General features: G+C 74.9%; 17 protein-coding genes. 6 read left to right on the top strand and 11 right to left on the bottom strand.

Annotation, left to right across the window (positions count from 1 at the left end):
- The first annotated feature begins 19 nt into the window (after nt 1–19).
- Both ACIQ87_RS32265 and ACIQ87_RS32260 read left to right on the top strand, forming a co-directional pair.
- Nucleotides 20–733, top strand: a complete 714-nt coding sequence (locus ACIQ87_RS32265; protein WP_402413707.1) for an ABC transporter ATP-binding protein — start codon at nt 20–22, stop codon at nt 731–733.
- Entirely contained in the window at nt 730–3,123 is a 2,394-nt protein-coding gene (locus tag ACIQ87_RS32260) for an FtsX-like permease family protein (protein ID WP_402413705.1), read from the top strand. The genes ACIQ87_RS32265 and ACIQ87_RS32260 overlap by 4 nt, the downstream gene beginning before the upstream one ends.
- Nucleotides 3,124–3,392: 269 nt before the next feature.
- Here ACIQ87_RS32260 and ACIQ87_RS32255 read toward each other — a convergent pair whose 3' ends face one another.
- From ACIQ87_RS32255 to ACIQ87_RS32240, 4 genes are all read right to left on the bottom strand, one after another.
- On the bottom strand, nt 3,393–4,151 hold the full coding sequence (locus tag ACIQ87_RS32255) for a MerR family transcriptional regulator (protein ID WP_402413703.1): 759 nt from the start codon (nt 4,149–4,151) through the stop codon (nt 3,393–3,395).
- A 142-nt stretch (nt 4,152–4,293) separates the two neighbouring features.
- Nucleotides 4,294–5,358: a DUF2332 domain-containing protein gene (locus ACIQ87_RS32250; RefSeq protein ID WP_402413700.1), complete on the bottom strand. Its 1,065-nt coding sequence runs from the start codon at nt 5,356–5,358 to the stop codon at nt 4,294–4,296.
- A 152-nt stretch (nt 5,359–5,510) separates the two neighbouring features.
- Complete coding sequence (locus ACIQ87_RS32245; RefSeq protein WP_402413698.1) at nt 5,511–6,647, bottom strand: SUKH-4 family immunity protein; 1,137 nt, start codon at nt 6,645–6,647, stop codon at nt 5,511–5,513.
- Nucleotides 6,648–6,885: 238 nt separating this feature from the next.
- The gene (locus ACIQ87_RS32240; RefSeq protein WP_402413696.1) at nt 6,886–7,476 is read right to left on the bottom strand and encodes a DinB family protein; all 591 of its coding nucleotides are present in this window, start codon (nt 7,474–7,476) and stop codon (nt 6,886–6,888) included.
- 167 nt (nt 7,477–7,643) lie between these two features.
- On the opposite strand from ACIQ87_RS32240, the gene ACIQ87_RS32235 reads away from it, so the two are divergent.
- Nucleotides 7,644–8,483, top strand: coding sequence for a class I SAM-dependent methyltransferase (locus tag ACIQ87_RS32235; RefSeq protein WP_402413694.1), 840 nt, complete (start codon nt 7,644–7,646; stop codon nt 8,481–8,483).
- A 141-nt stretch (nt 8,484–8,624) separates the two neighbouring features.
- Here ACIQ87_RS32235 and ACIQ87_RS32230 read toward each other — a convergent pair whose 3' ends face one another.
- The 5 genes from ACIQ87_RS32230 to ACIQ87_RS32210 form a co-directional block, all read right to left on the bottom strand.
- Nucleotides 8,625–9,197, bottom strand: coding sequence for a dihydrofolate reductase family protein (locus tag ACIQ87_RS32230; protein ID WP_402413691.1), 573 nt, complete (start codon nt 9,195–9,197; stop codon nt 8,625–8,627).
- 137 nt (nt 9,198–9,334) lie between these two features.
- Nucleotides 9,335–10,078 carry an SRPBCC domain-containing protein gene (locus tag ACIQ87_RS32225; RefSeq protein WP_402413688.1) on the bottom strand — a complete coding sequence of 248 codons (744 nt, stop codon included), beginning with the start codon at nt 10,076–10,078 and terminating at the stop codon, nt 9,335–9,337.
- Entirely contained in the window at nt 10,075–10,812 is a 738-nt protein-coding gene (locus ACIQ87_RS32220; protein WP_402413686.1) for an ArsR/SmtB family transcription factor, read from the bottom strand. Before ACIQ87_RS32220 ends, ACIQ87_RS32225 begins: the two co-directional genes overlap by 4 nt.
- A 76-nt stretch (nt 10,813–10,888) precedes the next feature.
- Nucleotides 10,889–11,317 carry a hypothetical protein gene (locus ACIQ87_RS32215; protein WP_402413683.1) on the bottom strand — a complete coding sequence of 143 codons (429 nt, stop codon included), beginning with the start codon at nt 11,315–11,317 and terminating at the stop codon, nt 10,889–10,891.
- Nucleotides 11,318–11,335: 18 nt separating this feature from the next.
- Nucleotides 11,336–11,875 carry an RNA polymerase sigma factor gene (locus ACIQ87_RS32210; RefSeq protein WP_402413682.1) on the bottom strand — a complete coding sequence of 180 codons (540 nt, stop codon included), beginning with the start codon at nt 11,873–11,875 and terminating at the stop codon, nt 11,336–11,338.
- 499 nt (nt 11,876–12,374) lie between these two features.
- Between ACIQ87_RS32210 and ACIQ87_RS32205 the strand changes: the two genes are divergently transcribed.
- The 3 genes from ACIQ87_RS32205 (at nt 12,375) to ACIQ87_RS32195 (ending at nt 18,288) form a co-directional block, all read left to right on the top strand.
- On the top strand, nt 12,375–13,085 hold the full coding sequence (locus tag ACIQ87_RS32205; RefSeq protein ID WP_402413679.1) for a hypothetical protein: 711 nt from the start codon (nt 12,375–12,377) through the stop codon (nt 13,083–13,085).
- 1 nt (nt 13,086) lies between these two features.
- On the top strand, nt 13,087–14,868 hold the full coding sequence (locus ACIQ87_RS32200) for a DNA polymerase Y family protein (protein WP_402413678.1): 1,782 nt from the start codon (nt 13,087–13,089) through the stop codon (nt 14,866–14,868).
- A gap of 63 nt (nt 14,869–14,931) precedes the next feature.
- Nucleotides 14,932–18,288, top strand: coding sequence for an error-prone DNA polymerase (locus ACIQ87_RS32195; RefSeq protein WP_402413676.1), 3,357 nt, complete (start codon nt 14,932–14,934; stop codon nt 18,286–18,288).
- Here the strand turns inward: ACIQ87_RS32195 and ACIQ87_RS32190 are convergent, their stop codons facing one another.
- Both ACIQ87_RS32190 and ACIQ87_RS32185 read right to left on the bottom strand, forming a co-directional pair.
- On the bottom strand, nt 18,289–18,903 hold the full coding sequence (locus tag ACIQ87_RS32190; protein WP_402413674.1) for a hypothetical protein: 615 nt from the start codon (nt 18,901–18,903) through the stop codon (nt 18,289–18,291).
- Between the two features lie 53 nt (nt 18,904–18,956).
- Nucleotides 18,957–19,775 carry a TIGR03084 family metal-binding protein gene (locus ACIQ87_RS32185; protein ID WP_402413672.1) on the bottom strand — a complete coding sequence of 273 codons (819 nt, stop codon included), beginning with the start codon at nt 19,773–19,775 and terminating at the stop codon, nt 18,957–18,959.

Genomic DNA, 19,775 nt, shown 5'->3' with positions numbered 1-19,775 from the left:
CTCGAACCGTGGAGGGCCCGTGAACGCGCCGATCATCCGGATCCGCGGCGTCAGCAAGACGTACGACCGATCCGATGCCGCCCGCCCCGCCCTGGCCGGGCTCGACCTGGAGGTCGGGGCCGGCGAGGCGCTGGCCGTGCTCGGCCGATCGGGCAGCGGCAAGTCCACCCTGCTGAACCTGATCGCCGGCCTCGACCGCCCGAGCGAGGGCGAGGTGGAGGTGGACGGCGTGGCCCTGCACCGGCTCGGCGAGGCCGCGCTGGCCGAGTACCGGCGGGCGCGGATCGGCATGGTGTTCCAGTTCTTCAACCTGCTGGACGACCTGAACGCGGTGGACAACGTGATGCTCCCGGCCCAGCTGGCCGGGATGCGCCGGGAGCAGGCCCGGGCCCGGGCCGGGGAGCTGCTGGAGCGGCTGGGGGTGGCCCGGCACGCCAAGGCCTTCCCCGGCCGGCTCTCCGGCGGCGAGCGCCAACGGGTCGCGGTGGCCCGGGCGCTGATGAACCGCCCGCCGCTGCTGCTGGCCGACGAGCCCACCGGGGCGCTGGACTCGGCCTCGGCCGCCGACGTCCGCGACCTGCTGCGCGGTCTCAACGCGGACGGCCAGACGATCCTGCTGGTCACCCATGACACCGCCCTCGCCGAGGCCTGCGCCGACCGGACGATCGAACTGCTCGACGGCCGGCTGGTCAGGGACACGGCCGCCCTGCCGGTACCGGGCGGTGGCCGATGAGCGCGCTCGGCAAGGTGGTGCGCGCCGGGGTCGGCCGGCGGCGGGTGCAGACCCTGGTCATGGTGCTCACCACGATGATGTCCGTGACGGCGTGCGTCCTCGCGCTCGGGCTGCTGGTCGCCGCCCGGGGCCCGTACCAGCGCTCCTTCGCCGACCAGCACGGCGCCCACCTCAACGTGCTGTACGACCAGGCCGAGGCGAGCCCCGCCCAGCTCGCCGCGGCGGCCCGCGCGCCGGGCGTGACGGCCTCGGCCGGCCCCTACCAGGCGGTCACCGTCCAGCCGCGCTCCGGCCCCGGCACCAGGATCCCGCCGGCCGGGAGCCCCCTGCCGCCGACGACGCTGGTCGGCCGCGGCGAGAAGGGCCCGCTGGACGATCTGCGGATCACCGAGGGCCGGTGGGTCGCAGGCCCAGGGGAGGTGGTGTTCCTGGACGGGCACTCCCCACTGGCGGTCGGCGACACCATGGAGTTCCCAGGCCTTCCGGGGCACCCGACGCTGAAGGTCGTCGGCCTGGCGGCCTCGGTCTCCTGGAGCGCGGACGGCTGGGTCGCCCCCGAGCAGGTGCCCGGGCTGACGGCGCCCGGCACCACGCCCGCCGCCCAGTACCTCTACCGCTTCGCCCACGCCGGCAGCGACGCCGAGGTGGAGGCCGACCGCGCCGCGCTCGCCGGCGCCGTCCCGGGCGGGGCGCTCGCCAAGGCCACCTCCTACCGGCCCGTCCAGGAGGAGGCGAACCGGACGGCCTCGACCTTCGTCCCGTTCGTCACGGCCTTCGGGGCGCTCGGGCTGGCCATGTCGGTGCTGATCATCGGCGTCGTGGTCAGCGGCGCCGTCAGCGCCGCCACCCGGCGGATCGGCATCCTCAAGTCCCTGGGCTTCACCCCGGCCCAGGTGGTGCGCGCCTACGTCGGCCAGGCGCTGATCCCCGCCGGGGTCGGCACGGCGCTCGGGGTGCTCCTCGGCAACCTGCTGTCCGTCCCGGTCCTCGGGCTGGCCCACAAGGCCCTGCGTGGCGGACTGCTCGGCATCCCGGTCTGGGTGGACGTCGTGGTCGCGGCGGTGGCCCTGGGGGCCGTGGCGGGCACCGCGCTGGTGCCGGCGCTGCGGGCCGGTCGGCTGCGGACGGTGGAGGCGCTCGCGGTCGGCCGGACGGCGCCGGGCGCCAAGCGGGCGGCCGCCCGCGGCGCCGCCGAGGGGGCCGGTGCGGCCGGCCCGCTGTCCCGGGTGCAGGACCTGATCGGCCGACTTCCGGTGCCACGGGCCCTCAGCCTCGGACTGGCCTCCCCGCTCAACCGGCCGGGCCGTTCGGCGACCACGGGTGCCGCCGTGGTGCTCGGCACGGTCGGGGTCACCCTCTGCGTGGGCCTGACACTCTCGCTGAGCTCCCTCCAGGACGGCCTGATGGCCGGCCGCGCCGGCAAGGTGGTGGTCCAGGCCCCGATCGAGGGCTCCGCGCCGTTGACCGACTATGTGGACGAGGCGGCCGTGGCCAAGGCCATCGACTCCCGCCCGGGCACCCGGGCCTGGTACAGCAACGTCCCGACCCCGGTCGCCCTGGCCGGCAACACCGGTCGCTCCGAGGTGGTAGCGCTCGGTGGCGACGCCTCCTGGAGCGGCTTCCAACTGATCTCCGGCCGTTGGCTCCACGGCCCCGGCGAGGTCGTGGTGGCCGCCGCCTACCTGCGGGCCAACCAGGCGAAGGTCGGGGACACCGTCACCCTCACCGACCACGGGCGCAGCACCCCGGCGAAGATCACCGGTGAGGTCCTGGCCACCAACGACGTGGTGTTCACGGACCGGTCCACACTGGCGCCGCTCGGCGGCGCGATCCACGCCGAGGCGCTCACCTTCCACATCGACCTCACCCCGGGCACCGACGCACAGGCCTATGCCGATGCGCTGGACCAGGTGATGAGACCCCTGGGGCTGAGCGCCGACCCCGGCGGGGAGCACCTCAACATCGTGGTGCTGGCGATGAACACCCTCGCGGGCACGCTCACACTGCTGCTCTCCGTGGTGGCGGGGCTCGGAGTGCTGAACACCGTGCTGCTGGACACCAGGGAACGGGTGCACGACCTCGGGGTGCTCAAGGCACTCGGGATGTCACCCCGGCAGACCGTCGGCATGGTGCTCACCTCGGTCTGCGCCAGCGGGCTGGCGGCCGGGCTGATCGGGGTCCCGCTCGGCATCCTGGTGCACCACCAGGTGATGCCCGCGATGGCCCGAGCCGCCGGAATCGGTGTGCCGGACGCCGACCTCGCCGTGTTCGACCCGTCGGTGGCGGGGCCGCTGATACTCGGCGGCCTGGTGCTGGCCCTGCTCGGAGCCGTCCTCCCGGCCACCTGGGCGGCCCGCACCAGGACGGTCACGGCGCTGCGGACGGAGTGACGGCGGGGGAGAGCGAGGAGAGGATACGCCCTGCGCCCGGCCTCTGCCGGGGAGCCCGAGGGAGCCCCCCGTAAGGCTCCCAGGCAGAGCCGGACCGGACCGAGCCAGGCCGGGCCGAGTTAGGCCGGGCCGAGTTAGGCCGGGCCGGGTCAAGTGGGATCGGACAGAGCCGATCCCACCCGAGCCGGACGGGCAGCCAGCCCAGCGCGACCAAGGGTCGCGTCGGCCCGGCCGCCCGACCAGGCCCGGCCGCCCGACCAGGCCCGGCCTCAGGACAGCCGAGCCGCCGCGTACGTCTCCATGGCGGCACGCTGGTACGCGGCCAGGCCCGGGGCGATGGCCTCGTACGCGGCGCTCCACTGCTCGTTCTCGGTGCAGGAACGGGCGATCGCCAGGTACTCCTCGGTCGGGACGGACCGGATGGTGCGCAGCAGCCGGTACTCCTCGTCGATCGTGCTCTGCACGGGCTCGGCGTCGGCCGGGTGGCCGGCCGCCATCAGCTCCGCCAGGTGGATCATGCGGGCGGTCCGCTCGCGCTGTCCGGCCTCGATCTCGGCCTGGGTCATCGCGGCCGTCGCGCGCCGGGCCGCCTCGGCGTGCTCGGGGAAGTCCCGCAGGCTCGCGTCGACGTCGTCGGGCTGGATGCCCTCGAAGAGGTTCTCGGGGCGGTTGATGGTCATGGGCGTGCCGTCCTTCCGGGCGCGTTCCAGGTCGGCGATCGTGCGGGAGACGGTGGCGGCCAGGGCGTCGAGCCGGTCGCGTTCGGCGACCAGCCGCCGACGGTGGCCCCGCAGGGCCTCCAGCTCGTCCACCTGATCGCCCAGGATCCGGGCGATCTCGGTCAGCCCCACGCCCAGCGCCCGCAGTACCAGGACCTGTTGCAGCTGGAGCAGCTGCCGCTCCTCGTAGTAGCGGTGGCCGTTGGAGCCGATCCAGGCCGGAGGCAGCAGCCCGATCTCGTCGTAGTGCCGCAGTGTTCGGGCAGTCACTCCGGACATCCGGGCCACTTCGGCGATGGGCCAGGCCATGGTCCGCCTCCCTCGTCTCCACGTCCCACGTTCGCGTGGACCGGGGCCGGTTCTCCGGCCCTGGTCACGACGGTAGAAGCTGCCGCTGCGGCAGCTTCAAGCCCGAGGGCGCGCCGCCGCCCGCGCGCCGCCCGCGCGCCGCCTACGCCCCGCCGAACCAGTCCAGGGACTGTCCGTGCGGCCCGGTGAAGGCGACCGGCCGTTCGTCCAGGGCGAGCACGAACAGGCCGGAGCCGGCCGGGGCCGGGCGGGGGAGGCGTCGGGCGACGGTCGGCAGTACCGATACCGCCTCATTGGAGATCCAGTGTCCGGAAAGCCCGCGCATCGTCGCCGCGAACTCCTCCCGCCCCTCCGGCGGCAGGTACGCGAGCACCGCGCTGTGGAACACCACCGGAGTCGCCCCCGCCGGGGCCTGTGCCACCAACTCCCGTACCGTCGCGTTGAGATCGCCGCGCACCAGCAGTGGCGGTTCGGCCCGGGCGACCCGGACGGCACCGCGCAGCCGGTCCAACCGGTGGGTCTGCTCGGGCCAGACCAGCGACTCCAGCCAGCGCATGTCCTCCTCGGCCCGCACGTCCAGCGGATTGAGGTCGATCCCGGCCCGCCAGACCACCTCGGGCAGCCGCTCCCGCAGGGAGCCGGGGAACGGCACCGGCCCGGTCACCGAGCAGTCCAGCGTCACCGGGCTCGCCGCCGCGCCGAACTCGGTGCCGAAGTCAGTGCCGAGCTCGGCGCCGAACTCGGTGGCCGTGGCGCCGGAGCCAAGCCCGACTCCCTCCCCCTCCCCGGCCGGGAAGCGGTACCGGTACCGATACCGGTCCGGGTACAGGCAGAGCCCCGCCGAGGCGCCCACCTCGATCAGGGCGAGCGGTTGCGGCAGTGTGGCCAGCAGCGGCAGCAGGGTGGCGCAACGGCCCGCCTCGTTGGTCTGCGTCCGCCGCTCCAGCATCGTCGCCGAGACCTCGGCCCAGTGCTCCGCCACCCAGCGGTGGAAGGCCGGCCAGCCGTCCGTCACCGGCCCACCCAGGTGCCGCACCGCGCCGAACAGCAGGTTCGGCTGCCGCTTCGCGGCCGGAAGCCCGTCGAGCAGCGCACACAACTGTCCGTCCCCGGCGACGCGTTCGGCCAGCTCCTGGTAGACCGGCGAGTTGCCGCGCGCCTCCCGCTCCGCGAACGCCCGGTAGAGGTCCCCCGTAACGCTGCGCATCCCCCACACGTCCTTCCGACGCCTTCTCGAGTGATCGAATCGGCCCAGACTACGCCCGGTCCGACGCGCCGCCCTCCGTCCGGAACCGACCCGGAACCGACCCGGAACCGACCCAGGGCTACGCCGACGGAAGGCCGCGCCGACCGACGCGCTCAGCCGAGCAGACCGCCCATGTGGCCGTCCTCGGCGAGCAGTCGCCACGAGCAGCCGGGCGAGGCGAACGCCTCGGGGTCGACGGCCTCCACCAGCCCGTCCACCACCGCGCTCAGCAGCGCCTGCGGGTCGAACACCGCCCAGGTCTCCCGGGCCCGGCCGTACTCCCAGCGGTCCCACTCGGCGCGCAGCCGCTCGTACGTCCAGAGGGAGTAGAGCAGGGCGGAGAGGTCACGGTTCAGGTAGGCCTCGGGGTGGCCGTCGTCGTACCAGTCCGGCAGCTCCAGCCGGCCGGTGGCGCCGTCCAGGGCGATCGTCAGATCGGTCGGCCAGTCCCCCAGGGCGAGGAACTCCCGCTGGTACGGGCGCTCCTCCTCGCCGTCGAAGTACTCGGGATAGGCCTCGCCCATGGTGACCAGCGGCTCCTCGCACACCCCGAACATCGCCCCGCCCAGCGGCAGGCCGACCTCGGTCAGCAGCCGTCGGGTCGGCCCGTGCACCAGGGCGGCGGGCAGGTCCTCGGGCCGGAAGAGGTGCACCCGGCCGGGGCCGCCGTCCTGGTCCGTCAGCGCCGCCAGTTCCGCCACCAGCTCCGGGGCCACCTCGTACGCGGGCCCGCCCGGGCCGCCCGGCAGCGCACCCCAGCCCAGCGCCCGTACCAGCAGCGCGGTGCCCCAGTGCGGGGGCGGGGCGGAGCCGTCGCCGAACAGCCCGGGATCGATCTCCCGCATGCGCCGCTCGGCCTGCGCCAGCACCTCGGCCATCACGGCCGGGCCGCGCCGCCCGTCCAGTGCCTCCGGGCGCCGGGCCGCCTCGGCCACTGCGTCCACCTCGCGCACCAGGCCCGCCAGCGCGGCGACGCCGGAGGCCAGCAGGTCCCGCCGCGGGCCGCCGTTGTCCAGGAAGACCTCGCCGGTCACCCCGTCCAGCAGCACCAGGCTGCCGCCGGCGGCGAACGGCGTGCAGTACGCCGTCTCCCCGAGGACGAACAGCCGCTCCGCCTCCGCGGAGACCGTCGCCGGCTCCCCGTGCCCGAGCACCTCGAAGTCCAGGAACGCCCCGGCCTCCGGCAGCCCCTCCCGCGCCAGGAACTCCCGACTCCCCGCGTGCACCACTCCAGCCGGAAGCTCCACCACCCGCTGACACCCCACGTGCCCCACCTCTCCCGGCCTACCCCGTGACCCCCAGACCCTAGCGGCCCGCCCCGACAGCACCGGGGCACCCGCCGAGCGGGGCAACCGGTGGGAGCCGACCGGTTGCTGCGGCGCCGGGCCCTTTCCGCCGGCTCGGGCCCTCCCCGCCTCACCCCCGCCGAACCCCGCCTCACCCTCCCCAACCCCCGCCTCACCCCCGCGAACCCCGCCCCCTTCCTCCTCAGCCGAGGCCGCCGGCCTCCCGGGCCGCCTGCTCCACGCGGTCGTGGTGGGCCCGCCACCAGTCGGCGTCGCCAGGGGCGGTGTTGGCGCCGTCGGAGCGCTGGCCGGTGGCGCCGTCCACGAGTTCGCGGACCAGGTCGGCGTGGCCGACGTGACGGTGGGTCTCGGCGATCATGTGGACGAGCACCCGGTGAAGGGTCTGCTCGTGGCGGGCACCGAACGGCACCTTGCCGACGGCGTCCAGCGGCAGGGCCTCGATGGTGGCGTCGGAGTGGGCCCAGACCCGCCGGTAGCGCCCGACGATCTCCTCGGTGCTCTCGTCCGCCCGCGCCCACATGTCGCCGTTGGGCTCGGTCTGTCCGGTGATCCACACGGGGGCCGGTTCGGGGAAGGGACGGCCGAAGGTGTCGCCGAAGTACAGCGCCTCGGCGCCGGTGACGTGCTTGACCAGGCCCAGCAGGTTGGTCCCGGTGGGGGTGAGCGGGCGGCGCAGGTCGTACTCGGAGAGGCCTTCGAGCTTCCAGAGCAGGGCGTCGCGGGCATCCTGGATATAGATCCGGAGATCGTTCTTGTCGTCGGTCGAAGTCATCGGACCAGTCTGTCGGCTGCAGGATGCCTGTCCATCGGTTTCCCGTCCCGGCCGACCACGGCCGACCACGGCCGTCCCGTTCGGTCCCGGCCAGCCACGACCGGGCGTCAACACATGCCATGATCAAGGCCGTTCACCGAACGTCAGGGTCCTTCGAAGGAGTGGCGATGACCGGCGAGGCCTGGTCCTGGGACGAGACGCTGTTCGCCGGAACAGCCGCCCACTACACCCGCGGCAGGCTCCCGTACGCCCCCGGACTGGCGGAGGCGTTGGCCGAGGAGCTGGGGCTCGACGGGCGGGGACGGCTGCTCGACGTGGGATGCGGGCCGGGCACACTGGCGCTGGGCCTGGCGCACCTGTTCGACGAGGTCGTCGGGGTGGACCCGGACGCCGGGATGATCGCCGAGGCGCGCCGGGTGAGCACCGCGGAGCCCAAGGCCACCTGGGTGCGGGCCCGGGCCGAGGAACTGCCGTCGGGCCTCGGCACCTTCACACTGGCGGTCTTCGGCCAGTCCTTCCACTGGATGGACCGCGACCTGGTGGCGGCGACCGTACGGCGCATGCTGCGGCCCGGCGGCGCCCTGGTGCACCTCTCGGACCTGAAGGGCGAACCGCGTCCCACCGAGGGGCTGCCGCACCCGCCGGTCCCGTACGCCGGGATCGGGGAACTGGTCCGGCACTACCTCGGCCCGGTCCGCCGCGCCGGTCAGGGGCTGCTGCCGTACGGCACGCCGGACGACGAGGCCGCCGTCCTCGCCCGGGCGGGCTTCACCGGTCCGCGGCGGATCGTCGTCCCGGGCGGGCGGCCGTTGGAGCGCACGGCCGACGAGGCGGTCGCGGGCGTCTTCTCGCTCTCCTCCTCGGCGCCGCACCTCTTCGCCGAGCGCCGTCCGGCCTTCGAGTCGGACCTCCGCCGACTCCTCGCCCTGACCTCGCCGTCGGGGCTCTTCTCGGAGCGGCAGCCGAGCAGCGAGGTGTTCGTCTGGCGCACAGCGGACGGGTGCTGACCACCAGAGCCGCGCTGACACCAGGGCGCTGACCACCAGAGCCGCGCTGACCACCAGAGCGCTGACCATCAGGGAGGCGACGGCCAGGGAGACGGCGGCCAGGAAGGCGACGACCCGGGCGGGGCGGACGGGCCCGTCCGGTCAGCGGACCACGTCGAAGACCTGCTTCTGGAGGCCGTTCCTGTACACCTCGTGCTCGACCAGCTTCAGCTTCTGGGCGTCCTTGTCCGTCGTGCTGAACAAGCGCTTGCCGGCGCCGAGCAGCAGCGGGAAGACGAGCAGGTGGTAGCGGTCGATCAGGCCGGCGTCGGAGAGGGCGCGGTTCAGGGCGGCGCTGCCGTGGAGGATGATCGGGCCGCCCTCGGTCTCCTTCAGCGCGGCGACCTCGTCGAGCGAGCGCAGGATGGTGGTCTCGCCCCAGTTCGACACCAGGTCGTCCTCGGTGAGGGTGGTGGAGACGACGTACTTCGGCAGCGCCTTGTAGCGGGCGAACTCCGCCATGTCCGGCCACACCGGGCTGAACGCCTGGTAGCTGACCCGGCCGAGCAGCATCGCGGTGGCCTCCTCCTGCTCCCGCCCCTTGATCTCGAACGCCTCGGGGAGGAACTCGATGTCCTTGAAGGTCCAGCCGGAGTTCCGGTAGCCGGGTTCGCCGCCGGGGCCCTCGACGACGCCGTCGAGCGAGATGAAGGCAGTGCTGATCAGGGTGCGCATGAGTGGTTCCTCGGTTCTCTCGCGGGTCTGGGACGTGGGGCTGGGATGTGGGGCTGAGTCCGGGTCGGGATCGGGTCTGTCGAGCCGAAGGCCCGAAGGCATGACGGCCCGAAGGCATGAAGGCTCGAAGGCGCAGGTCAGGCGAGGGCCTCGGCCAGCCACTGCTGCCAGGCGGCCTCGGCCACGGCCCCGTCCGGAACCGGGCCGAAGAGGTGGTGGAACAGCAGCACCAGGCCGGAGCCGTGGTGGAAGGTGTAGAGCCCGTCGGCGGTGCGGACCTCGACGCGCTCGTCGTCCGCCCAGACCACGTCGCCGTCCAGCGGCGGCAGGCCCGCGGGTTCCCCGTGGACCCGCGTGCCCGTGGTGACCGGGAGCGGCAGTGACAGGGCGTGGGCGAGGAGGGCCCGGACCTCCGGTTCCGGTCGCCCGGCCGACGGCGCGGCGGCGAAGACGGGGACGGCGGTGCGTCCGGGGAAGTGGGTGAGGTACTCGCGGAGCGTGTGGAGGTGGAAGGGCCAGCCGCGGCGCAGCGCGTCGTACTCGTCCTGCCAGTCGTCGCCGAGCAGGCCGCTGTGGACGACGCGGAGGACGGTGGCGCCGCCGTCCCGGCCCTCGATCAGGTACTCGAAGGCCATGAACCGGCCGTCCTCGCCGGTGGCCGTACGGGTGGCCAGGCGCTTGCCGGGCTCGTAGGCGGTGACGACCGCCTCCTCGCGGTGGCCCCCGGTCTCCATGACGGCGGTGCCGCCCTCGCGCGGGTCCAGCTCGTTGCGGCCCATGAACCAGGAGTCGATTCCCGGCCCGGTGGCGATCGCCTCCCAGACCTGTTCCGGGCTCGCCGGCAGGGAGGTCTCCAGCTCGATCTCGAACGGGTGGGTCATCGCGGGTCCTCCTGGTTCGGTGTGCTCCCGGCCTCGTCCGCCGCAGCGGCGATGTTCCCGGCCGCCATCTCGGCCCCGGCCGGTTCCGTCCCCGTTCCGGCCCCGGCCGGTTCCGTCCCCGCTCCGGCCCCGGCTCCGGCCTCGGCCTCGGGGAGTGCGGCGGGGATCTGGTGGAGTCCGACGACCACCCGGTGGCTGCGGCCCCCGGGCGCGGACTCGTCGTGGTAGCGGCTGACGAGGGTGGCCACGGACTGGGCCAGCTCCTCGGCGAAGGCGGCCCGGTCGGCGGCGGAGGCGAACCGCACCTGGGCGTCGATGCCGAAGCTGGCGACCCGCCGGTGGGCCCGGGAGGCTCCGGTCAGCAGGGCCCCGACCTCCTGCACCAGCCGGGAGCCGAGCGCCAGCAGCCAGCGGGCGGAGAGCTGGTCGGGGGAGCGGGCGGGGTCCGGACTCACGGCGGCCAGGACGCTGGGGGAGATCACGTAGGAGGCCGCGGCGGCGCGGTACACCCGTTCGGTGACGTTGCCCTTGCGGCGCTCCTCGGCGAGTTCGACGAGGCCGTGCCGCTCCAGTTCCTTCAGGTGGTAGTTGACCTTCTGCCGGGGGAGTCCCAGCCGGGCGGCCAGCATGGCGGCCGAGGCGGGCTCGGTCAGGGCGGCGAGGAGGCGTGACCGCATCGGGTCCAGCGAGGCCTCGGCCGCGGCGGGTTCTTCGATCACGGCGACTTCCAGCACCGTTCCAGCTTCTATACCGACAAAAAAATTTGTCAAGGAAAAAACACTTGCCGGTAGTCCGGCCGGGCGAGCACCGTCACCCGTCCGGCGTCACCTGTCCGGCATCGTCACCCGACGGCGCAACGGCGCCGACATACTTCCGGACCCGTCCTCCCGGTGCTCGCCGATGGCCGGCGACGGTCAGCCTGCACTGGCCGTCCTCGCAGGAGCGCTGGAGGCGGCCCCGCGAGATCGTCTGCATCAGGCCGATCGTCCAGCAGGTCGGGCAGCCGCGCAGGGCGAGCAGGCCGACCGGCAGGAGGGTCAGGGCGGCCGGCCCGACCGCCGGGATGAGGGCGACCGAGCCGACCAGCGCGCCGAAACCCACCACGCCGCGCACGACGTGTTCGGGCAGGGACCCGCTCGCGAAGTCGGGGCCGCCGGGTCCAGCGGCGGACCCGGGCTTCGTCCAACCCTTCGTACCGCCCTTCGTACCGCCCTTCGTCCTGCCCGTCGTTCCAGTCATCGTTCCCTCCGTCCGGATTCAGGTGGTGGCCCGCAGGGCCTGTTGGACCGCGGTGCGGGCCCGGTGCAGGCGCGACTTCATCGCCGCCGTGCTGAGGCCCAGCGCGTCGGCGACCGCGCGGCCGCTGTGGCCCTGGATGTCCCGCATGACCAGCACGCGGCGCTGGTCCGGGGGCAGGGCGGCGACCGCGGCCGCCACCGTGCCCGCCTCCAGGCTCCGCAGGACCTGGTCCTCGGCCGAGGCCACGGCGGTGTCCTGCCGCAACGGCACGCTGTGGTCCCGCAGTTGGGCGCGTGCGCGCCGGAGGCACTCGTTGCGGACGATGCGGAACATCCACGACGCCAGAGCGCCGGAGGCCCGCAGCATCCCGATCTTGCGGTACAGGATGATCAGGGCCTCCTGCGCCGCGTCCTCCGCGTCCTCCGGGGTGGCGCAGAGGGAACGGGCGAACCGCTGCACGTTGGGGTGCGAGCCCGACACCAGCGCGGCGATCGAGTCGATGTCACCACCCTGCGCGGCGGCGATCAGCCGCGCGCCGGGCCAGGTCGATTCAGCCACGTCCGGCTCGCCTGCGCTTCACGACCACCATGCAGGTGCAGAGCAGCACCAGGGCGACGGCGATGCCGATTCCGACGATCATCACTACCTCCGGATCCCGTGCCGGACGTTCGTCGGCACGTCTATAAGAGGTGCGCGCCGCCTCGAAGGATTCGGCCGTACCGCGGAAAAAGTCGCCCGCGTTCCCGGTGGATCGCCGTCGGCCGTGCCCCGTACCGACCTAAGGCCAAGTCCGCCGACCTGGGGCCAAGCCCACCGGCCTGAGGCCGGGCCTCGGTGGGGCCGGTTGCGGAGAGTGGCGAGTGAGGTGACCTGGGCGGACTTGAATCTTTGCGAACGAATGTTCGATCCTGGGGTTGTGCCCGTTTTCGAATCTGTTTTCGAATCCACCGCCGAGCAGCCCGCACGTCCCGTGCTCCGCCCGGTGGTGTCCCCGGCTGCCGTGCCGGGGGGGCAAGGGGAACGAGAGGGACGGGGGACGCCGGGTACCTGGCAGACGGTGGCGGGGTCCCGGGGGCTGGTGCCGGTGCCGTCCGCGCTGCGGGAGGTGCTGCCCGACGCCGGGCTGCGCCGGGGGACGGCGGTGTCGGTGGCGGGCGGAGACGCCGGGCTGCTGCTGGCGCTGGCCGCCGGGGTGAAGGAGACCGAGGGTGGCTGGGCCGCGGCGGTCGGACTACCGGACCTGGGGTTGGCCGCCGCCGAGGGGTACGGGCTGGACCTGCGACGGCTGCTGGTCGTGGACGACCCGGGGGCGCACTGGGCCGAGGTGGTCTCGGTGCTGGCCGGTGCGGTCGAGCTGATCATGCTGCGCCCGGACGGGCCGGTGCCGCCGAAGCTGGCGGCCCGGCTGGCGGCGGTGCTGCGGCGCAGCGGCTGCGTGCTGCTGGTCGCCGGACCGTGGCCGGGTGCGGCACTACGGCTGGGGGTGCGCTCGGGGCGCTGGTTCGGGCTGGGCGACGGCCACGGGCAGCTCGTCGGCCGACAGGTGGAGGTGGTGGCCGAGGGTCGCGGCTCGGCGGTGCACGGCCGGACGGCCCGGCTCTGGCTGCCGGACGAGCACGGCGCGGTGCGCCCGCTCCAGGAACAGCCGCTCCAGGAGCAGCCACAACCGGCGGCAGGTCCGGCGATCCCGGTGCTCCCGGTGCTCCCGGCGATTCCGGTGATACCGGCGGCGGAGCCGATGGCCCCCCGCGTGGCGGCGGTGGTCTGAGATGGCGGACGACAGAACCCCCCGGGTGCTGGTGGTCTGGTGTCCGGACTGGCCGGTGGTGGCCCTCACCGGCGACGACCCGGTCGCGGTGACCGAGGGCGGGCGGATCCTCGCCTGCTCGGCGGGCGCCCGGGAGGCCGGGGTGCGGCAGGGGCAGCGGCTCAAGCTGGCTCAACGGCTCTGCCCGTCGCTGGAACTGCGTGACCGCGACCCGGAGGCGGAGACTCGCCGCTTCGAGCCGGTGGTCGCGGCGGTGGAGGCGTTCACGCCCCGGGTGGAGGTGATCCGCCCGGGCCTGTGCGCGATTCCGGTGAAGGGCCCGGGCCGTTACTTCGGCGGTGAGGAGGCGCTGGCCGCCAAGGTCGGCAGAGCGGTGGCGGACGCCCTCGGGCAGCCGCTTGTCCCGGACGCCGTCCCGGGTGCGGTGGCCGTCCCGGTCGCGGTGCCCGTCGAGGCCCGCCCCGTTGAGGCCCGCCCCGTTGAGGCTCGACCGGTCGAGGTTCGACCGGTGGAGGCCCGACCGGTGGAGGCCCGACCCATCGAAGCCCGACCCGTCGAGGCCCGACCGGCAACCGCCCCGCAGGCCCAGGTCGGCGTCGCCGACGGCCTGTTCGCCGCCGTGCTCGCCGCCCGGGCCGGGGTGCTGGTCCCGGCGGGCCGGACGGCGGAGTTCCTCGCCCCGTACCCGGTGAGCGCGCTGGGCGACGAGGCGCTGGCCGAGCTGCTCGGGCGGCTCGGCCTGCCCACCGTCGGGGCCTTCGCCGCGCTGCCGGCCGAGTCGGTCGCGGACCGCTTCGGCCCGTCCGGGGCGGTCGCGCACCGGCTGGCCCGAGGCTTGCAGCCGCGCCCGCTGGTGCCACGTGAGGAGGAACCGGACCTCGCCGTCGAGCAGCGCTTCGACCCGCCGGAGCCGCTGGCCGAGCCACTGGTGTTCGTCGCCCGCGCGCTGGCCGAGCAGCTGCACCAGCGGCTCGCCGGGGCCGGGCTGACCTGCCGCAGGGTGGCCGTCGAGGTGGCCTGCGCGGACGGCCGGACGGCCTCCCGGCTGTGGCGGCACGAGGGCCGGCTGTCCGCGACGGCACTGGCCGAGCGGGTCCGCTGGCAGCTCCAGGCCTGGCAGGGCGCGGGCACCTTCGCGGGCACCTCCGAGGGCACCTCGGCGAGCAACGACCAGAGCAGTGACCCGAGCGGCGCCCGGGGCAGCGACCCGGGCGCCCAGGCCGGCTTCACCCTGCTCCGGCTGGCCCCCGACGGCCTCTCCCCGGACCAGGGCCGCCAGCTCGCGCTGTGGGGCCAGGCCGTCGCGGACGACCGGGTGGAGCGCGCGGTCGCCCGGGTGCAGGCGGTGCTCGGGCACGCCGGGCTGCGCCGGATCGAGCCGGCCGGCGGCCGCGGCCCGGGCGAGCAGGTGGTCAAGGTGCCGTGGGGCGAGCCGTACGAGGCGGCGGCGCCGGCCGGCGCGCCCTGGCCGGGGCGGCTTCCGGAGGTGTGGCCCGCCGTGGTGCTGCGGGAGCCGGCGCCGGTGCGGGTGCTGGACGGGGCCGGGCGGCCGGTCACGGTGGACGGCCGGGCGGGGGTGTCGGCCCGGCCGGCCCTGGTCGTGGTCCGGGGCCGGGAGGAGCGGGTGGACGGCTGGACCGGGCCCTGGCCGGCGGTCGAGTACTGGTGGGACCAGTCGCTGGCCCGGCGCCGGGCGCGGTTCCAGGTCGTGGTGGGCGGCGGCCGGGCGCTGCTGCTCACCGTGGAGGGGGGTGCCTGGTACCTGGAGGCCGGCTACGACTAGCGGCTCCGGAACCCAGTGGGAGGGGGGAGCAGGACGAGCACGAGAGCGACGAAGGCGACCCCGATGGGCTTCACCAGCCACCCCACCGTTCCCTGGAGCGAGCTGCACCGCAGGCTGTCCGGCGCGGCGCCGGACCGTGCGGTCGTCCCGCTGCGCGGTCCCCGTCTCGTTCCCCAGGAGCCCCCGACCCCGGGACCTGGAGCCGAACCCGAATCCGCACCCGAACCCGGCCCCGAACCCTGGGCCGAACTGCACGTCCACTCCGCCTTCAGCTTCCTCGATGGCGCCAGCGACCCGGAGGACCTGGTCGCGGAGGCGGTCCGGCTGGGCGTGGAGACCCTCGCGATCACCGACCACGACGGCCTGTACGGCGCCGTCCGGCTCGCCGAGGCGGCCCGGGGCACGGGCCTGGCCACCGCATTCGGCGCCGAACTGACGATCCGTCATGAAAAGGCGACGGAGCACCTGTTGGTCCTCGCTCGCGACCCGGCAGGCTACCGCCGCCTCTCCGCCGCGATCGCCGCCGCCCAGCTGGCCGGCGGCGCCAAGGGCAACCCGGTGTACGACCTCGAGGCGCTCGCCGGGGCGCACGACGGCCACTGGGCGGTGCTCACCGGCTGCCGCCTCGGCCGGGTCCCCGCCGCGCTGGCCGACCCGCCCACCGCCCAAGGCGCCACCCTGGGCGGCGCCCAAGGCTCCACCCAGGGCACGACCCCGGGCCCCGCCCGGAACGCCACCCCGCCCGCCACCCCGCCCGCCACCCGGAGCGAGGCCGAGCACCGGCTCCGCACCCTCACCGAGGCGTTCGGCCGCGAGAACGTGCACGTCGAGCTGATCGACCAGTGGCTGCCCGGCGACGACCGGCGCAACGACGCCCTCGCCGCCCTCGCGGCGAAGGCGGGTCTCCCCGTCGTCGCCTCCACCAACGCCCACCACGCCGGCCCCGCCCAGGGCCGCCTCGCGCAGAGCCTCGCCGCGCTGCACGGGCGCCGCACCCTCCAGGACGCGGTCGGCTGGACCCGGGCGGCCGGCACCGCGCACCTGCGCTCGGGCCGCGAGATGGCCGGCCGGCTGGCCCGCTTCCCCGGGGTGCAGCGGGCCACCGTCGAACTCGGCCGGGCCTGCGCCTTCGACTTCGCCCGGCTGGACCCGGAGCTGCCCGGCTTCCCCGTCCCCGCGGGCGAGACCGAGATCAGCCACCTGCGCGCCCTGGTCGCGGCCGGCGGCCCGGCCCGGTTCGGCCCCGGCAACGCCGCCGCCCGCCGCCAGCTCGCCAAGGAGCTGGACGTGATCGAGGACCTCGACCTGGCCGGCTACTTCCTGATCGTGCACGACATCGTGGACTTCTGCCGGAGCCGGGACATCTGGTGCCAGGGTCGCGGCTCGGCCGCCAACTCGGCGGTCTGCTACGCCCTCGGGATCACCGCCGTCGACCCGATCCACTACAAGCTGCTGTTCGAACGCTTCCTCTCCACCGCCCGGGACGGGCCGCCCGACATCGACCTGGACATCGAGAACCGCCGCCGCGAGGAGGTCATCCAGTACGTCTACGGCCGCTACGGGCGCGAGCACGCAGCCCAGGTCGCCAACGTGATCACCTACCGGCCCCGGCTGGCGATCCGCGACGCCGCCCGGGTGCTCGGCTACCCGCAGGGGCAGGTGGACGCGTTCAGCCGGCAGACCGACTTCCGCTCCGCCCCCGGCGCGGACGCCGTCATCCCCGCCGACGTGCTCCAGCTCGCCACCCAGCTCCACGGCCTGCCCCGCCACCTGGGCATCCACTCGGGCGGCATGGTGCTCACCCGGGAGCCGATCGGCGAGATCTGCCCCACCGAGTGGGCCCGGATGCCCGGGCGCTCCGTGCTCCAGTGGGACAAGGAGTCCACCGCCGGCGCCGGACTGGTGAAGATCGACCTGCTCGGCCTCGGCATGCTCGCGGCCCTGCACGACGCCTGCGACCTGGTCGCGGAGCACCACGGCCTGCGCTACGACCTGGCCACCATCCCGGATGACGACGAGGGCGTGTACGCGATGCTGCGCCGGGCCGACACCGTCGGGGTGTTCCAGGTCGAGTCCCGGGCGCAGATGGCGACCCTGCCCCGGCTCAAGCCGGACCACTTCTACGACCTGGTGGTCGAGGTCGCGCTGATCCGGCCCGGCCCGATCCAGGGCGGATCCGTCCACCCGTACCTGCGCCGCCGCGCCGGTGCGGAGCCGCCCGGCTGCCCGCACCCGCTGATGGAGAACGCGCTCGGCAAGACCCTGGGGGTGCCGCTGTTCCAGGAGCAGATGATGCAACTCGCCATCGACTGCGCCGGGTTCACCCCCGCGGAGGCCGACCGGCTGCGCCAGGCGATGGGCGCCAAGCGCTCGCACGAACGGGTCGCCCGGCTGCGCGAGCGGCTGCTGGGCGGGATGGCCGAGCGCGGCATCCCGCCCGAGGTGGCCGAGGACGTCTACGGCAAGATCGAGGCCTTCTCCAACTACGGCTTCCCGGAGAGCCATGCGATCAGCTTCGCCTACCTGGTGTACGCCAGCGCCTGGCTCAAGTACCACTTCCCGGCGGCCTTCACCTGCGCCCTGCTGGCCAACCAGCCGATGGGCTTCTACTCGCCGCTCAGCCTGGTCGCGGACGTCCGGCGGCACGGCGTGCGGGTGCGCGGGGTGGACGTCAACGCCAGCGGGGCGCGGCCCTCCCTGGAGCCGTACCGGGGGCCGACCCCCAAGCCGCCGCTGACCGCCGGGCGCCCGCAGCCGGCCATCCGGCTCGGCCTGGAGACGGTGCGCGGCATCGGCACCCCGCAGGCCGAGACGATCGTGGCCGGGCAGCCGTACGCCGACCTGGAGGACTTCGCCCGCCGCACCGGCCTGCCGGGGCCCGTCCTGGAGGCGCTGGCGACGGCCGGGGCCTTCGACTGTTTCGGGCTGACGAGACGTCAGGCACTGTGGGCGGCAGGGGCGTTCGCCGGGATCTCGGCCGAGCTGATCCCCGGCACCACTCCCGGCACCGAGGCGCCGGAGCTGCCCGGCATGAGCCCGGTCGAGGAGACCATCGCCGACCTGTGGGCCACCGGCACCTCCGCCACCAGTCATCCGCTCCAGCACCTGCGCGCCCAGCTGGAACGCGGCGGCGCCCTCTCCGCCGACCGGCTCCCGGACGTGCCGCCGGGGACGGCCGTGGTGGTCGGCGGCCTGGTCACCCACCGGCAGCGGCCGCCGACGGCCGGCGGGGTGCTCTTCCTCAGCCTGGAGGACGAGACCGGGCTGATCAACGTGATCTGCAACCGTCCGGTCTGGGAGTCCCAGCGCCGCACCGCCCTGGACCGGGCCGGGCTGCTGGTCCACGGGCACATCGAGCGCGACCGGGGCGCCACCAACCTGATCGCCACCCGGCTCACCCCCCTGCGGATCGGCCTGTGATCAGCCGACCGGGTAGCCGATCTCCGCGAGGTCCTCGGCGAGCTCCTCCAGGTCGGTGTCCGGGTTGAGCGCCGCCACCACGGCCGGGGTGAGCGGGCGCAGCGCCAGGACGTGCCCGATCGCGGCCGGGTCCAGCTCGTGCTCCGGCTCGAAGTACTCCTCGGCCCACGCCAGGTAGGCCTCCGCGGAACCGTCCAGCAGCAGCTCGAAGAGGCCCTCCGCGCCCCGCTCGGCGGCCGCGCCGTGCCAGGCGGCGTCCTGCGGCGCGCGCCAGAAGCAGACCGTCACGACCGGGCCGTCCTCGTCCTGGAAGGCGGGCTCCTCGGCGAAGCGGCGGAACTCCTCGGGGACGGCCGCGAGCAGCTCCGGACTGTTCGCGGCCCCGTGGCCGAAGCCCCGCCCGTAGACGCCGGTGGGGGAGAACACCATGAACCAGTCGGACCCCTCGCCGTCGCGCATCGAGGCCATCTCCTCGTCCTCGCCCCAGGCGGAGTCGAAGGAGTAGTACCGCGCCTCCCAGTCGTCCGGGCAGATGATCGCGTCGAGCATGGCCAGGGCGCGGCAGCGGTCGCGCAGGTCGGAGATCGCGGGCAGGGCGCTGAGCAGGGCGTTCATGCCGTCATTCAACCCCGGGGGTCCGACAGCGCCGCGCCCGGGGCCCGCGCGCCCTACGACCCGGGCTGCCGCCCCTTGCCCGGCGCCCCGGCGAAGGCCTGGGCGATCGGGAGCCAGGCGGTCGCGACCGGCCCGGTGGCGGTGAGGGCGAGGTCGTCCCGGTGGCGGCGCTGGGTCACCAGCAGACAGAAGTCCAGGGCCGGCCCGGCCACCACGTCCTGCGCCCCGGCCGGGCCGATGGACCAGGTTTCGCCGTCGGGCGCGGCCAGTTCGAGCCGGACCGGGCGCTCCGGCGCGGGCAGCCCGTGCAGGGTGAAGGCGAAGCCCAGGGTGCGCAGCCCCAGGTGGGCGATGTGCCGCAGCCGGTCGGTGGGCTCGCGGGTGGTGCCGAGCGCGTCCGCGACGTCCTGGCCGTGCGCCCAGGTCTCCATCAGCCGCGCGGTCGCCATCGAGGGGGGCTTCATCGGTGGGCCGAACCAGGGCAGCCGGACGTCGGCCGGGGCCGCGCCGAGCGCGGCCAGCACCTCCGTGCGCCCGGTCCGCCAGCGGGCGAGCAGCGCCGCGGGCGCGGCGGCCGCACCGGCGCGGGCGCCCTCCTCGACCGGGTCGGCGCCGGCCGCCGACAGCTCGGCGAAACGCCCGCCGAGCGAGGCTCCGAAGCCCTCCGGATCGCGCGCGGCCAACGCCGTCCAGTCGTCCGTCCAGGCCAGGTGGGCGATCTGGTGGGCCACCGTCCAGCCCTCGGCGGGCGTCGGGCGGGCCCAGTCCTCGGCCGGCAGTCCGGCGACCAGGTCGTCCAGCACCGCGCTCTCGGCTCGCAGGTCCGCCAGCAGCCCGCCCAGGACGTCGTCCGGGGCCTTCGGCTCGGTCAT

Source organism: Kitasatospora sp. NPDC096204 (assembly GCF_044763205.1).
Taxonomy (GTDB): Bacteria; Actinomycetota; Actinomycetes; order Streptomycetales; family Streptomycetaceae; genus Kitasatospora.
This window is presented reverse-complemented; position numbering and strand designations above follow the sequence as displayed.

Bases quoted from the DNA above. Each gene is read 5' to 3' on its own strand.
- ACIQ87_RS32255 (WP_402413703.1), bottom strand. From the start codon at position 4,151: ATGGCCTGGCCCATCGCCGAAGTGGCCCGGATGTCCGGAGTGACTGCC.
- ACIQ87_RS32260 (WP_402413705.1), top strand. From the start codon at position 730: ATGAGCGCGCTCGGCAAGGTGGTGCGCGCCGGGGTCGGCCGGCGGCGG.
- ACIQ87_RS32240 (WP_402413696.1), bottom strand. From the start codon at position 7,476: ATGACTTCGACCGACGACAAGAACGATCTCCGGATCTATATCCAGGAT.
- ACIQ87_RS32185 (WP_402413672.1), bottom strand. From the start codon at position 19,775: ATGACCGAGCCGAAGGCCCCGGACGACGTCCTGGGCGGGCTGCTGGCG.
- ACIQ87_RS32190 (WP_402413674.1), bottom strand. From the start codon at position 18,903: ATGAACGCCCTGCTCAGCGCCCTGCCCGCGATCTCCGACCTGCGCGAC.
- ACIQ87_RS32225 (WP_402413688.1), bottom strand. From the start codon at position 10,078: ATGACCCACCCGTTCGAGATCGAGCTGGAGACCTCCCTGCCGGCGAGC.
- ACIQ87_RS32250 (WP_402413700.1), bottom strand. From the start codon at position 5,358: ATGCGCAGCGTTACGGGGGACCTCTACCGGGCGTTCGCGGAGCGGGAG.
- ACIQ87_RS32230 (WP_402413691.1), bottom strand. From the start codon at position 9,197: ATGCGCACCCTGATCAGCACTGCCTTCATCTCGCTCGACGGCGTCGTC.
- ACIQ87_RS32215 (WP_402413683.1), bottom strand. From the start codon at position 11,317: ATGACTGGAACGACGGGCAGGACGAAGGGCGGTACGAAGGGCGGTACG.
- ACIQ87_RS32235 (WP_402413694.1), top strand. From the start codon at position 7,644: ATGACCGGCGAGGCCTGGTCCTGGGACGAGACGCTGTTCGCCGGAACA.
- ACIQ87_RS32195 (WP_402413676.1), top strand. From the start codon at position 14,932: ATGGGCTTCACCAGCCACCCCACCGTTCCCTGGAGCGAGCTGCACCGC.
- ACIQ87_RS32200 (WP_402413678.1), top strand. From the start codon at position 13,087: ATGGCGGACGACAGAACCCCCCGGGTGCTGGTGGTCTGGTGTCCGGAC.